Below are 14,253 nucleotides of genomic sequence, written 5' to 3' on the forward strand. Positions count from 1 at the left end.
ATTTCATAGAGATTTTCAATTGTAGATACTGAGCAAAAACTATGTGTAAAGCATTGAAATATGCTGATTAATAGATTGTTGATACACTCAAAAAGATAAAAGCTGTTGTTGCGTATCGACCATTTTGCTCTTCCCTTCAATAAATGCTTTTAAGGCTTCGGGATAGAGTTTATGCTCTGCTTTAAGAACTCTTTGTGCTAAGCACTCAGCAGTATCATGGGGATAGACTGGAACGGCTGCTTGGGCAAGGATTTTTCCTGCATCCATGTCTTCTGTAACAAGGTGAACAGTGCAACCCGTGATTTTTACACCTGCTTGTAAAGCTTTTTCATGTGTGTTTAAGCCTTTAAATGAAGGCAAAAGAGAAGGATGAATGTTTAAAATTCGTCCTTCATAAAGTTTTACAAAACGTGGTGAGATAAGGCGCATATACCCTGCAAAGCAGAGAAAATCCGGTTTATATTGATTTAAAATTGTAAAAATATTTTCTTCATGCTCTTCTTTTGTTTTGTAAATTTTACGATCAACAATATGAATAGGTAAGTTATGGTTTTGCGCTTTTTCAATACCGTTGGCACGCGGATTATCGCAAATAACCGCAACGATTTCAGCAGGATATGCCGTTTGTTGACTAGCTTGAGCAAGGGCGACCATATTGGATCCATTACCAGAAATGAAAACGACGATTTGTTTTTTCATAAATGCAGTACCCCTTTATAAAGTATTCCTTTATTTTGATCTTGGCATTTTGTTAAAATGCCAAGGGGAGTTACAGTCTCTCCTTTTCTTTCAAGAGCTTGTGTAATTGTTTCAGCTGCATGCTGTGCTACGATAATGATCATGCCAATACCACAATTAAATGTTCTTAACATTTCTGTTTCTTCTATTTTACCTTGTTTGGCAATCCATGAAAATACTGCTGGAACATTGATGCTAGAAAGATTAATTTCAGCGCAGAGAGAGGATGGAAGGACGCGTGGAATATTTTCAGGAAAACCTCCACCCGTAATATGAGCAAGAGCTTTAATCCCTTCATATTTTTGCATGATGGGAAGAAGCGATTTTACATAAATGCGTGTTGGTGTAAGAAGTGCTATACCAAGGCTGCTTTCAGGGGAAAAAGGGGCAGGGTCATTCCATTTGAGATAATTTTGCTGGATGATTCGTCGAACAAGCGAAAAGCCATTGGAATGAATTCCAGAGGCGCTTAGACCTAATATAATATCACCTTCTGTCAAATCTTTTGAAGGGAGTAGCTTGCTACGTTCGCATGCTCCAACAGCAAAACCAGCTAGATCATAATCTCCCTCTGCATACATTCCTGGCATTTCTGCAGTTTCTCCTCCAATAAGAGCAGCACCGGCTTGTTTACATCCTTCTGCAATACCGGAAACAATCGCAGCTCCTTGTTCAGGGTCAAGCTTTCCAGTTGCAAAATAATCCAGAAAAAAGAGAGGTTCAGCCCCTTGTACGAGTAAATCATTGACACACATAGCTACAAGATCAATACCTACAGTGTTATGGTGACCTACTTCAATGGCAATTTTTAATTTTGTTCCCACACCATCATTGGCTGCTACTAGGATAGGATCCGTAAAGCCTGCTGCTTTTAAATCAAAAAGTCCACCAAAACCGCCAATTTCTGCATCTGTTCCGGCTCGTTTTGTTGCGCGTATAAAGGGTTTAATTTTTTCTACCATGGCATTACCCATATCGATGTTTACACCGGCTTTTGCGTAGGTAAGACCAGCTTTGGATTTATCCCCAGCCTTGGATTTATTATTTGTAAGATCTTGATTGCTCATTGGAGCCTTCCTTTAATGGAAAATCAGGTTTTGATATTATGCAATGCCATGATAGAGTTCTCTCTGCAAGAGATATTGATAAGAAAATAAGCAACTTTTCTTGTACCTTATTTTGAAGTTGTTTATAATTTTTTGTGAAGAATTTTTTAGGATATTTTATGAGCAAGATATCAGATAATCACGGACAGTCCTCTTGGCAGCTTATGAGAAAGAAAGTGAGTGAGAATACATCTCGTGATCGTTATAAGACTTATGTGCCAGCGTATACTCAATTACCTTTGCCGAATAATATGAAAAGGCAAATCTTTTTTTGGCTTGGTACGCTGATTTTTTTCATTTTTTTTATGTTTGTTTTTGGATCAATTTTGCTTCCTTTTGTGGCAGGGATTGTGTTGGCTTATTTTCTCAATCCCATTGTTCAATTACTTGAAAAATTTGGTATTCGTCGTGTGTTTGGGACTGTCCTTATCACCCTATTTATTGTTATTACCTTTGTTGCTGCTTTAATTATTTTGATTCCTGTTATTAGTTGGCAAATACAGCAATTTATGAGTGATGGTTTACCTGTTTACATTAATCGTATTCAAACCTTTTTTGTTGAGCATGATTTTGATTGGTTAAGGCGCTATTTTGGAAGTGATCCAAATGAATTACGGAATAATATTAAAGGATTTTTGGGAGAAGGTTCGGATTTTATTACGTCTCTTTTGAATTCACTTTTAAAGTCAGGAAAATCAATCGTTAATATCGTTAGCCTATTTGTTGTGGCACCTGTGGTGGCATTTTATATGTTATTAGATTGGCCACGTATGGTAACAGCAATCGATTCGTTAATACCGCGTGATCATCTTGAAACTGTTCGTAGTATTTTTCATGAAATGGATAGAGCTATTGCAGGCTTTGTTCGTGGACAAGGAACAGTTTGTCTCATATTGGGAGGCTATTATGCTATTGGTTTAACGATTGCAGGACTCAATTTTAGTCTTTTGATTGGTATGTTTATTGGTCTTATTAGCTTTGTTCCTTATATCGGCACAATGAGTGGCTTGGTCCTTTCTGTTGGTATTGCATGGGTCCAGTTTTATCCCAATAATTGGGGGGGAATCATCGTTGTGATGGCACTTTTTTTAATTGGTCAGTTTATTGAAGGTTATATCCTTCAACCCAAGCTTGTAGGTTCATCAGTGGGATTACATCCCGTATGGTTGATGTTTTCACTTTTTGCTTTTTCTTCACTCTTTGGTTTTACTGGTATGCTTGTTGCTATTCCTGCGGCCGCGGCTGTTGGCGTTTTAGTTCGTTTTGCTCTTCATACTTATCTGAGTTCTCAGATGTATTCGCGAAGCGGAAATTCGGAGCCGCTAAAATGAATGGGCGTGAAACGCAATTATCTTTAAATTTTCCCTATGATCCGATTTTTCAATTTGAGGATTTAGTGGTAACGGAAAGCAATCGTATGGCTTTTCAGCTTATTGATCACTGGCCCAATTGGAGCTTACCTATTGCAGTTTTGGTTGGTAAAGAAGGCTCTGGAAAAACGCACTTTTCTAATATATGGCTCCAAAAAGCAGATGCTTTCAGGATTCAGCACAATGAAATTGATCAGGCTATTACTATGGCTTCTTTAGGCAGATCATTTTTAATAGAGGATATTGATACAGGTGAAATCAATGAGACAGAACTTTTTCATTTAATTAACAGTATTAAGCAAGCAAATCTTGATGCACGACAAGCTACTTTATTGATGACGGCACGAACACTTCCTTCCGCTTGGAATTTAATGTTAAATGATCTAAAAAGTCGTCTTAATTCGGTAATGTTCGTTGAAATTAATCAGCCTGATGATGCATTGTTAACAGCTGTTGCATTTAAGCTTTTTTCAGATAGGCAACTTATTGTACATCCAGATACGGTTTATTATCTTGTAAGTCGTTGTGAACGTTCTTTATTTTCATTGAAGCGTGTTATTGATTCTGTTGATCAGTTGGCATTACAAAGAAAAAGAAAAATAACACGTTCTGTTATTGCTGAAGTTTTGAATAGAAGAAATCCGTAAATACTCCTTATCATGGCTTACTTATTCTGTCCTTCTACTATCGTTTCAATACGTGGAAAGACAAGTCATTTAAATTTTCTCCTTTTTGGATATCTATATAAAAGTAAAAAATAATATTTTTTACTTTTATCATGTGTTTATTTTAAATAGCTTTGAGATTTTATTGTATGATGTTGAATTCTTTCCATCTTCGCATTTGAAAATTTTTCTAAAAAGAGCGCTTTATTTTATTTATAATAAAATCTTTGTGCTTTGAAAAAATGTTTGTTGTTTATGGATTTGGATTGTAGAAGATTCTAGAATTTTTAATAAAAGCGTCTTTGGGAAGATAGAAAAAGAGAGGAAAAAGCTTAATACAGCTTAATTTTTTGGCTTATGTGCTCTTTGGGAAAGTTTTTCTATGATATTTAAGTCGTTTTTTTCTAAAATTGTATCTGTGGAATGCGTTTTGATACAGTGAGAGCTTGCTTAAAACAGGACAAGAATTATGAAGTCCTTATAGAGAAATTCATTCTTTTTTAATATAGATTGGATTTTCTACGGAGGTTATTTTCTACTACTTGTTAATAAATCTGTTATTGAATAGGGAAAAAGATTTAAAAATGTGCTTTTTTGTAAAGAAATGCAACAAAATTAAAAAAAAGTGTGTTTTTCTCTTGCACTTCTGTTGTGAAAATTTTAGGAAATGTGCATCAAGTAAATGTAAATGGCGGAGCGTAGCGCAGCCTGGTAGCGCACCTGATTTGGGATCAGGGGGTCGTAGGTTCGAATCCTATCGCTCCGACCATATTTGATTGAGTGTGTGAGAATGACCCAATTGGGTACGTGTGGTGAGAAACTATCATTCAAGCGTTGTGTAATCTGAAGGAAAAAGGCATGATCGCACGTATTTATAGTCCTGCTAAGACAGCTATGCAGTCAGGTAAGGGGAATACAGGTTTTTGGATTCTAGAGTATGAGCCGGTGAAAGCGAAAATGCTTGAACCTCTTATGGGGTACACGGCAACGTCTGATATGAATAATCAGGTGAGAATCCGATTTAATAGGAAGGAAGAAGCGATTGCTTTTGCGCGTAAGAATGCTATCTCTTACCGTGTAGAAAAGAAACATACGTCGATTCGACGTGCTATTTCTTATTCTGATAATTTTCGCAGTGATCGGCAGCATTCTTGGACACATTGAATTAAAGATGCTATTTTGAATTGAGAAAATAATCAGTTGGGTCCCGTAGCTCAGCTGGATAGAGCAACGGCCTTCTAAGCCGTGGGTCACAGGTTCGAATCCTGTCGGGATCACCATGTTTAAATGATATTAATAGGCTATAAAAAGTTAGAGAGTTTTCCTTTTATTCTATTAGCTTATTTTTCTGTAAACTCCCGAACCTTTTTGATGTTTTTTGGTTGATTTTGTTGCTAAACGTTTTCTGTTGACTGTTTTAGTATAAAATGATGCTGTTTTCTCTTTTTTCAGTAAAAATTGCTTTTGATTGCTGAAACTTTAGCATTGCATATTCTTGCCGCGTGTTGCTACTATATCACATGCTTTAGGAAACAGATTGCAAAAACTCTTTTTTACGAGCTTCTTTTCATCTTTCTGAAAATGAATATTTTATTTCTTAGATTAGATTTAAGCATTGCGGCTAATGCTGGTGAAATTGCCAAAAAACATCTATTGTGATTTTTTTTATTTTTTATGAATAATATTATTACGTTTTTCAGCATGATCTTTGGTAAGATCGATTTTGATTAGATACAAGGCATGATGGATTCGATTTAGAACTGTTTATGATGAGAATTTACAGACGGCACAAGAGGTAGGGAATATCTTCTTGTCTTGGAAGCTGTGATTCATAACGAATTACTTCTTTATAGTTTTTTCGTATAAAAAGTTGTTATATGTGCCGTCCAGATAAGATATTGTTTTTTTCAATGAGAGACACTTGCGGACAATTTGATTTAACATGATTGTCACTTTTTCTCAGGTAGGGTTATAGGTTGCATCAATGTTTAGGTTTTCTTAGTCTTATAGGTTTAAGAATGTATACTGTGTATTTATATGAATGAAGATAGATTGTATCTTAGAGTTAAATTTTTAGATTTCATATTTACATTTTCAAATGTTTTTTCTTATTTCTTTATAGTTTGTACATCATGTTAGAAGTATTTTAATATTGGATAACAATCACATTAAAATGTTATGCAGATGAGATCTGAAGATCTAAACTCACACGGTTCAAGGTGATCATTATTTCAATAAGAATATAGTGTGAGGAGAATGCCATTTTACAGGCTTTGTTTTAAGAGATATCTCTTAAAGCTCACTTCACGCTGGCACTCGTGAATGGTACAATGATAAATCCATTGAGCTCCATCATCTTTACACTTATGAAGAAATAAGCTGACGCTATCATATACTTTGCCTATTTGTCAGCCTCCGATGTTGCAATAGATCTTAGCACTTAAGGCATTTATCGGCATTTTTGTGCTTTTTTATACAATTTTTACTTAATACTAATTCCTCTTATGACGTGTAAGAGAGACGGTTTTGTTTGATTCAATATAAATTAGGTTTGAAATGAGAAAACATTACGATATTCGGATTTCTCATTGAACATGGCAAACAATAAAACATGATTATAAATCAATGTATTTTTAGAATGAAAAAATTTTCTTTTATCGTGTTTTTTTTACTATTTTTAATATTTTATTATAATCTGTAATTGGTAAACTCAAAATACAGCTCTAAGGTTAAGTGTTTTATATCTATCGAAGTGACTGTGGTTATATCTAACTGTTTGGACAACAAGTGTATACCAATAGACATGAAAGAATTAAGAAAAACAGGGGATAGATCAGGAAATAAACAATATTTTTTAGAACAGAAGCCTATGCTTGTCGCAAAAGTTTTACAATCAAGACTTCTGATCCGTTGAGGCGTGAAGCTGTTGGCATGTTTTTTAGAACTTTAGAGGATTTTTCACAAGAGGATTTAGAAGCATTCAAAACATTATTAGAGATGATTAGCGAAGCGCAAAGAAAAGAAAATGCTACTGTTGTAGAGAAATGTTAGAAAATCCTATTCCCTTAACTTTATTAAGGTATCCCTCATAGCAAAAAACACTTGGAAAACCAATAAGTTATTGTTGATATAAAATGCAATGGTGGGCGTGACAGGGATTGAACCTGTGACCCCTACGATGTCAACGTAGTGCTCTCCCGCTGAGCTACACGCCCATTCATTGATGTTGCATACACCATATAGAATGCCAAACGTCAATGCCTAATTTCATTTTCTCTTTCAACAGATGCAAATAACTTTAAAAATACTTTTTAAGCAGCGATAAGGATCTTTTCAACTTCATTGACGAGTTCACGTAAGTGAAATGGCTTAGAGAGAACCTTTGCATCAGGAGGGGCATCACTATTTGAATTGAGTGCTACTGCTGCAAAACCTGTAATGAACATTACTCGTAAATCAGGGTCAATCTCAGTAGCACGTCGTGCAAGTTCGATTCCGTCCATCTCTGGCATCACAATATCAGTCAGGAGAAGGGAAAATGGCTCTTCTTGTAAACGTTCATATGCGCTAATACCATTATCGAAATCGGCGACTTCGTAGCCTGCACGTTCTAAGGCTTTTACGAGAAAGCGACGCATATCGTTATCATCTTCTGCGAGCAGGATTCGTTTCATGATTATGTTCCAATGGCTCCATTTGTCAGAGTTTTGCCGCATCAATTATACAATATAGAGTATTTAGAAAAAAGATGGTAAAATGCTCATAATTGAAATGAATGGCAAAATGGTTAATTCTTACATTCTTATTCAGAATACAGCATATTCGTTGTGAGTTGGTTAAATTCGAAATATATGTGATTTTGAAAAAAGAAGGGGGGCTCTAAAACTTCTAAGATGATTCATTGTTATCTTTTCTTTTAAATTTGCTGATTATTATCAGAATTCCATTAAAAAACTTATGAAAACCATTATTGTAGGGACTTTCTATATCGATAAATTAAAAGAATATTATGTTAATTTATTGTTTTTAAAAAGTTCTCCTAAGAAATAGAAATTTTATAGTTATTTGTTTTTATAGAGATTTGTAATAAATATTATAAATGCGCTTTATTTCCAGTTTTTTTCCTTAAATAGATGAAAAATATTATTTTTCTAGATATAATATTAAATGAGTATTTTATAACAAATCAAAAATAGTATTTTGATGCTTTATTTATAAATGTGTATCATGTTATATTAAGATAGATTTATTATTTTTATTTATATAAGTAGTTTTTTATTAAGTTATTTTTTATGATATAAAATAATATTGTTTAATGTAATGATATACTTTGTATATTAGTTTTTTTATTAGAATGCGTGGTGAATATTTAGGTCATGGCTTGTCTGTAGAGGCTAGAAAACGAATCATATGAGTGGTTGGAAAGTAAAATCCATTATATTAAAAAGTGTTTGTAGATCCAATGCTCGTAGAAAATTTCTTTTTTGATAGGGCAGAGCGGAAATTAAGGTTTAGTGTTATTTTACAGATATATTATCGGGAATAAATGCATCAAATGCAGCCCAAAATTGCTTTTTATAATCTTCGTTAACCATAATTGTATCCAGTTCAGCGCCTGTAATAGTAATACTTTCTGTCAGACGTGTGTGTTGGCATAATTGCTGCACTTCAATGTTGTTTGCAATATTATTTTGATTGGCAAGAATAAAGAGTGTTGGGATTCGTAAATCTCCATGAAGTACATTTCTCTTTACAGAATCAATCGCATTAAATACTGATGCTATCCATTGGGATGTTGGGGGCTTAATGGAAGAGAGCGGCACTTTATGTATGTGTCCCAATTGTATATTTTTTTGTTTTGTTTTGTTTAATTTTTTACCATCTTTCGCTGGTATAAAGCCAAGACCTATATCAGAAAGAAATTGTGTTAATTTATGTTGAAAACCATTTGTTTTATTGCCGAATGGAGCAAAAAGGGGAGAAACACAGAGCAATCTATTAAACTGATGATTAATGAGATCTAATCCGCTAAGTGCTATCAATCCACCTATGCCGTAGGCAAGCATAGAGTAAGGTGGCGGACAATTAGGATAAACAATATTTTTAAGAAATTTATATAAGTCATTAATATCGTTATTTATATCAAAATAATGATGTCTGTTTTGTTTTCTTATCTTGAGGGATGTTTTTTCTTGATCAAACCAGTCAAATATTGCTGTATGAAAACCGCGTTTAGAAATTTCATTTATTAATAAAAAATATTTTTCTAAAGCATTTGCGTAGCTTTTGAGAATAACAATTGTTCCCTTAGATTTTTCCACCTCAGGATATGTTATAGCAAAACGAATTTCATGATCTATTGCTATTTTAAGAGTACCATGATGGACATTAAGAGGAGTGGCCCCCCAGTCTATGGGATAAAGAGGTGTTTCCAATTGAAATCCTTTACAGTGTATTTGCTGCTTAGTGCTTTGACATTTATGTAATGAAGAAAAAGGATTTAAAAAGGGGTATATTGCTTTTTAGATAGTTTTTATCAATTTAGGTCCCAAAGAGTTGAAATAAAGAAAAACGATTACTAGATAATATAGTGCGGTTGCCATGATGGGGCCGCAGGTTCACAAGTAAGTTTGCCATGTGGGAACTTTGTGAATTAGTTATAAATTATAGTCGCTCTAGAGGAGGGCAATATTATGCGTCAAGTAGATTTTTCACCATTTTATCGTTCCACAGTAGGTTTTGATCATCTTTTTAACTGGTTTGATTCTAGAACACAACCAGACGAAGTTTCTTCTTATCCCCCTTATAATATCGAACGTTTAACTGAAGATTCTTATAGAATTTCTATGGCTGTTGCTGGTTTTTCTCAAGATGAAATTGATATTGAAACGCATTGTAACCAGCTGATCGTTAAGGGAGACAGAAAGTCTAAAAATGATGATGAAGAGCGAGAATTCCTTTATCGAGGTATTGCTTCGCGTGCTTTTGAACGGCGTTTTCATTTAGCTGATCATGTTAAGGTTATTGGGGCAGAACTTGGAGATGGACTTCTTCATATTCAGCTTAAAAGGGAAATGCCAGCTGAATTAAAACCTAAAAAGATAACCGTACAGATGTCACCATCCATTACAAAAAATGATAACAGCGACATTATCGTGTAAAGAAAATTTAGAAAATATGAGATCGAATAATTATAAATTTTTCTGAAGAATAAAAAACGCGAGACAAAAGGTCTCGCGTTTCGTATGTGTTTTCCTAAGAACGAAGCGCATTTAAATAAAACAGCTTATCTCGAATTTATGATAAAATATCATTGCACATTATTCTATGTTGAAGAAAAATTTCATGTGTGTGCAATTGAAATGCATAATAATTCACTTTTTAAGTAAGCTATATTTTATAGCATTTTAAAAATGGTCGGAGCGGCGGGATTTGAACCCACGACCCCTTGACCCCCAGTCAAGTGCGCTACCAAGCTGCGCTACGCTCCGAGTTTGTGTAAAACGATTAAATGACTGTTTCTTTAAAGGCAAGAGAAAAAATAAACAGAATAATCTAAAATGCTCTTGCACTTAGAGCTTTTGAAAGTAAAAATTTTGGACATCAATATTTTGTTGTTAATTCAAGATAAATAACGAATTTGTAAAATTCTTTGTGATCATTAAATTTTTAGCACTATAGTTAATAGATGTATGCATTTAATTACTTTTGAGATTGTGAGGGGGTAAGATTGGTGACTTTAGGGGTATGAATTGGAGCAAATGAGTGCGGAAGGTATATTTTTTTTCTTACCTAATCGTTACTTTTCTAAAAAGATAAAGATTTTCAAAAAAAGAGGAGTGAATGTATGGTTTTGAAAAGTTTTCATTTTTTTAGAGTTTTTATAGATGAGGTATTTTGCATTTTATGTGGACAAAAAATTGTAAGTTCTGGATTATATAATCATAAATCTCATTTTACGGGTATGTATTTTTATCCAAATAAACAAGGTCAGAATGCTTTAATTTATGTTTTGTTTTTTTTCTGAAATATCAGATAAAATATTATAGAGGAAAAACTTTCAAAGTGTCTATTGAACTAAGAAAAGAGTAAACTATGAGCCGTTTTTCGGTAATAAATTTGACGCAAGCAGCAGTGGATCGTGTTAAAGCGATTATGGATGCAAAAGATGCACAGGGTATTCTTGTTGGTATCAAAAAAGGTGGTTGTGCAGGGATGGAGTATACAATTACTCTTGTCAAAGAAAAGGGGATAGATGCGGATGTTGTTGAAGTGAATGGTGCCCGTGTTTTTGTAGCACATGATGCGGTATTATTTTTATTAGGGACGCAGATGGATTATGAAGTGACAACGCTGCGGTCTGGTTTTATCTTTAAAAATCCTAATCAAGTTTCAGCATGCGGGTGTGGAGAATCGGTGGAACTTCGTCCTGCTACGCAGGATCAATATAAAACAAATTGAGCTGAGCTAAATTATAATTTAGTAATTTTAGAGGGGCTTGTTCTTTTAGGTAGAAGAAATCTACTATTTTTTATTGTTCATTTTTAGCTTGCTTCCAAAGTGCTTCCATTTCATTCAAGGATGCGTCAGTGAGTGTTTTAGATTGAGTGGATAGCTTTTCTTCAATATAGGCGAAACGATTTCGAAATTTTATATTCGTTTTTTTTAATGCTTTTTGTGAATCAATCGCTAAGTGGCGCGCGAGGTTAAGGAGTATAAAGTAGAGATCTCCAAACTCTGCTTCTATCTCTGAGTTTTGTTTATTTTTGATGGCTTCTTTGAGCTCTTCGAGTTCTTCTTCTATTTTTTCAAAAACTTTATCACTTTTTTGCCAATCAAAACCTACTTTAGCTGCTGCTTCTTGTAAAGCAAGTGCCTCTTGGTTTGCTGGCTGGATTTGTTTTACTTTTGCGAGTATGCTTGTGGAGGAATTGTTGTTTTTTTCTTCGCACATTCTTTTTTGTTCAACCTGTTCTCTTTTTTTATATATTCCCACTCCTCTTTTATAAATCCTCGTTTTTTTTGCTCGGCATTTCCAAAAACATGAGGATGGCGTCGAATCATTTTTTCCGTGATTGCATAAACAACATCTTCAAAAGTAAAGCTGCCTTCTTCTTGTGCTATGGTAGCATGATAGACAACTTGTAAAAGAAGATCCCCAAGTTCTTCACAGAGATCCTTTCGATTCTTTCGTTCAATGGCATCGATGACTTCGTAAACTTCTTCGAGCATATAGGGTATGAGGGATTCAAAAGTTTGTTTTTTATGCCAGATACAACCATTATCAGAGTTTCGTAATGCAGTGATAATTGCTGTGAGATCTTTGATATCTTTTGAGGCTAACATTTTGCACTTCCTTTGTAAGCAATAGAGCTTATGTTAGATGTCCCAACGCCTATGTAACCACATCCATTGTCCAGGATATTCACGGACCCAAGATTCAACAATATCATTTAATTTTTGCGTAGAAGCAGCTATATCGATATCATTTTTTTCATCACGTGGAAGTTCTACATGTTCATATAACTCTAAACGATGACGTCCACTAGGCAAACGAATACAACGTGCTGGATAAATATCACAGTCATATTGTCGAGCAAGTTTTATAATTAAGGGGTTTGTTTTAAGAGGTCTGTTAAAAAATGTTCCCATGATACCGCGGCGAAATTTTTGATCAACGAGCATACCAACATTTTCACCTTCTTCTAATTTGGCTGCTAATGCCCATGCTGCTCCGGCCTTGGAGGGAACAAGGTGTCCCATAGAAGTTTGTCGTGCTTTAAGGATTCGTTTGGCAACATAGGGATTATTGGGTGGTCTAAATAATACCGTAACATTAAGATCAAAACTTTGTGCACAAATAGGCAGAAGTTCAAAATTTCCAGTATGTGCGGTGAAAAAAATATGTGGTTTTTTTTCATTTTTTAATCGCTCAAATATTTCAATACCTTTAACCTCAATGAAACCTGGCTCGTCTGCATGAGGATCAAAATCAAAAATTTTATCAAGAAAAATATATTCGGCTAGGAAACGTCCTATATTTTCCCACATTTCTATTGCAATCGCACGGAGTTCTTGCTCTGTTTTTTCTGGATATGCACTCCTAAGGTTTGCAAGTGTGATTTGATGACGATGTACAAGGGGACCAATTTTTTTTGCTAACCAAGCAAAAAAAGAAATTCCCATTTTGGCTGGAAAACATTTTAGAATAAATAAAGAACCAAAGAGCAGATATGCCCATAACAAGTAGGATATTTTTTTAGCTATAATTTTAATACGATATATGAGATTTTTAAGAGAAAGCTTCATCATGATTTAATCGATTTTAAGGATAATTTTACCAAAAACATCACGGCTCTCCATTCGTTTTAAAGCTGTATCAATTTCATCCAGCCCAACAATTGTATCAATGACAGGGTGTACGGCTTTTTGTGCCATTTTTTGCATGGCATTTTTCATATTTTCCATACGGCAGCCAAATGAACCGAATATCTTAAGCTGTTGCTGGAATAATTGCATGAGATTTATTGGTGCTGAAACACCAGAGGTAGAACCGCAAGTCACTAAACGTGCTCCTTTTTTCATACATAACAGAGAACCGTTCCATGTATCTACACCAACATGCTCAAAAACAACGTCAACACCTTTTTTTTGGGTTAATTTACGCACTACACCTTCAAAACGATCTTTACGATAATTAATCACATGATCTGCCCCAAGAGAGTGTGCTTTTGCAATTTTTTCATCTGAACCTACAGTTGTGATAACTGTACAGCCCATGTGTTTTGCAAGTTGAATGGCTGCAGAACCAATACCTGAACCACCAGCCTGTATCAGGATTGTTTCTCCTGCTTGTAGTTTTGCGTTATCGAAAAGCATATGTTCTACGGTACCAAAAGTAATTGGAGCAACTGCTGCCTGCAATTCATCACATTGGGGTGGTGATGGAACTAATAAACGTGCTGGCAAATTGACAAGCTCACACGCAAATCCATCAAGGTGAAAACCGTAGACTCCCTTTACCTGACTGCAAAGATTATCCCGTCCTTCATGACAAGCTTGGCATACTCCGCAGGTTTGTGCACCATAAATTGAGACAATCTGTCCAAGTTGGAGATGTTCAACGCCATCTCCTATTTGTATAACCTCACCAGAGGCTTCTGCACCAATGATGAGTGGCATTTTTCTTTTCGCAAAAGCCATGCCACGCCATCCCCATACATCAATATGATTAAGAGCAACGGCTTTTATCCGCACAGTTACTTCACCTATACTAGGTGAAGATGGCGGGGAAATATTGGTGATTTCAAGCCGACGATCATCGAAGAGTTGCAGTGCACGCATTATCATCCCCCTTAAATATATTATTAGGTT

11 protein-coding genes, 4 tRNA genes and 1 pseudogene are annotated in these 14,253 nt (G+C 34.9%); 7 read left to right on the top strand and 9 right to left on the bottom strand.

What is annotated here, in order from left to right:
• Window positions 1-87 precede the first annotated feature (87 nt).
• The gene (gene purN / locus ACFIKN_RS02920) at window positions 88-699 is read right to left on the bottom strand and encodes a phosphoribosylglycinamide formyltransferase (protein WP_375613082.1); all 612 of its coding nucleotides are present in this window, start codon (window positions 697-699) and stop codon (window positions 88-90) included.
• Window positions 696-1,805 (bottom strand): phosphoribosylformylglycinamidine cyclo-ligase, encoded by a 1,110-nt coding sequence (gene purM, locus ACFIKN_RS02925; protein WP_375643184.1) that lies wholly within the window; start codon window positions 1,803-1,805, stop codon window positions 696-698. The genes purN and purM overlap by 4 nt, the downstream gene beginning before the upstream one ends.
• Window positions 1,806-1,963: 158 nt before the next feature.
• On the opposite strand from purM, the gene ACFIKN_RS02930 reads away from it, so the two are divergent.
• From ACFIKN_RS02930 to ACFIKN_RS02950, 5 genes are all read left to right on the top strand, one after another.
• A complete protein-coding gene (locus tag ACFIKN_RS02930; protein ID WP_273791170.1) occupies window positions 1,964-3,175 on the top strand; it encodes an AI-2E family transporter in 1,212 nt (403 codons plus the stop codon).
• Window positions 3,172-3,861: a DnaA regulatory inactivator HdaA gene (gene hdaA / locus ACFIKN_RS02935; RefSeq protein ID WP_375657889.1), complete on the top strand. Its 690-nt coding sequence runs from the start codon at window positions 3,172-3,174 to the stop codon at window positions 3,859-3,861. Before ACFIKN_RS02930 ends, hdaA begins: the two co-directional genes overlap by 4 nt.
• Window positions 3,862-4,571: 710 nt before the next feature.
• Window positions 4,572-4,648: transfer RNA gene (locus ACFIKN_RS02940), tRNA-Pro, on the top strand.
• A gap of 89 nt (window positions 4,649-4,737) precedes the next feature.
• Entirely contained in the window at window positions 4,738-5,043 is a 306-nt protein-coding gene (locus ACFIKN_RS02945; RefSeq protein ID WP_273791168.1) for an ETC complex I subunit, read from the top strand.
• A 39-nt stretch (window positions 5,044-5,082) separates the two neighbouring features.
• Window positions 5,083-5,159 (top strand) — tRNA-Arg (locus ACFIKN_RS02950).
• A 1,860-nt stretch (window positions 5,160-7,019) separates the two neighbouring features.
• On the opposite strand, the gene ACFIKN_RS02955 is transcribed toward ACFIKN_RS02950, so the two are convergent.
• The 3 genes from ACFIKN_RS02955 to ACFIKN_RS02965 all read right to left on the bottom strand — a co-directional run bounded on the left by ACFIKN_RS02955 (window position 7,020) and on the right by ACFIKN_RS02965 (window position 9,314).
• Window positions 7,020-7,094: transfer RNA gene (locus ACFIKN_RS02955), tRNA-Val, on the bottom strand.
• Between the two features lie 96 nt (window positions 7,095-7,190).
• Window positions 7,191-7,553 carry a cell cycle two-component system response regulator CpdR gene (gene cpdR / locus ACFIKN_RS02960; protein ID WP_005773448.1) on the bottom strand — a complete coding sequence of 121 codons (363 nt, stop codon included), beginning with the start codon at window positions 7,551-7,553 and terminating at the stop codon, window positions 7,191-7,193.
• 843 nt (window positions 7,554-8,396) lie between these two features.
• The gene (locus tag ACFIKN_RS02965; RefSeq protein ID WP_273791399.1) at window positions 8,397-9,314 is read right to left on the bottom strand and encodes an alpha/beta hydrolase; all 918 of its coding nucleotides are present in this window, start codon (window positions 9,312-9,314) and stop codon (window positions 8,397-8,399) included.
• A 258-nt stretch (window positions 9,315-9,572) separates the two neighbouring features.
• On the opposite strand from ACFIKN_RS02965, the gene ACFIKN_RS02970 reads away from it, so the two are divergent.
• Window positions 9,573-10,040, top strand: a complete 468-nt coding sequence (locus tag ACFIKN_RS02970; RefSeq protein ID WP_273791398.1) for an Hsp20 family protein — start codon at window positions 9,573-9,575, stop codon at window positions 10,038-10,040.
• A 253-nt stretch (window positions 10,041-10,293) separates the two neighbouring features.
• Here the strand turns inward: ACFIKN_RS02970 and ACFIKN_RS02975 are convergent.
• A tRNA-Pro gene (locus ACFIKN_RS02975) sits at window positions 10,294-10,370 on the bottom strand.
• A gap of 604 nt (window positions 10,371-10,974) precedes the next feature.
• On the opposite strand from ACFIKN_RS02975, the gene ACFIKN_RS02980 reads away from it, so the two are divergent.
• Window positions 10,975-11,340 carry an iron-sulfur cluster assembly accessory protein gene (locus ACFIKN_RS02980; RefSeq protein ID WP_273791397.1) on the top strand — a complete coding sequence of 122 codons (366 nt, stop codon included), beginning with the start codon at window positions 10,975-10,977 and terminating at the stop codon, window positions 11,338-11,340.
• Between the two features lie 70 nt (window positions 11,341-11,410).
• On the opposite strand, the pseudogene mazG reads toward ACFIKN_RS02980, so the two are convergent.
• The 3 genes and pseudogenes from mazG to ACFIKN_RS02995 form a co-directional block, all read right to left on the bottom strand.
• Window positions 11,411-12,225, bottom strand: a pseudogene (gene mazG / locus ACFIKN_RS02985) (nucleoside triphosphate pyrophosphohydrolase).
• A gap of 33 nt (window positions 12,226-12,258) precedes the next feature.
• Window positions 12,259-13,188 carry a lipid A biosynthesis lauroyl acyltransferase gene (locus ACFIKN_RS02990; RefSeq protein WP_273791402.1) on the bottom strand — a complete coding sequence of 310 codons (930 nt, stop codon included), beginning with the start codon at window positions 13,186-13,188 and terminating at the stop codon, window positions 12,259-12,261.
• Window positions 13,189-13,194: 6 nt separating this feature from the next.
• Window positions 13,195-14,223 (bottom strand): zinc-binding dehydrogenase, encoded by a 1,029-nt coding sequence (locus ACFIKN_RS02995; RefSeq protein WP_375637475.1) that lies wholly within the window; start codon window positions 14,221-14,223, stop codon window positions 13,195-13,197.
• Window positions 14,224-14,253: the final 30 nt, after the last annotated feature.

Origin of the sequence: Bartonella sp. CL436QHHD (assembly GCF_042195105.1) — a bacterium.
GTDB lineage: Bacteria > Pseudomonadota > Alphaproteobacteria > Rhizobiales > Rhizobiaceae > Bartonella.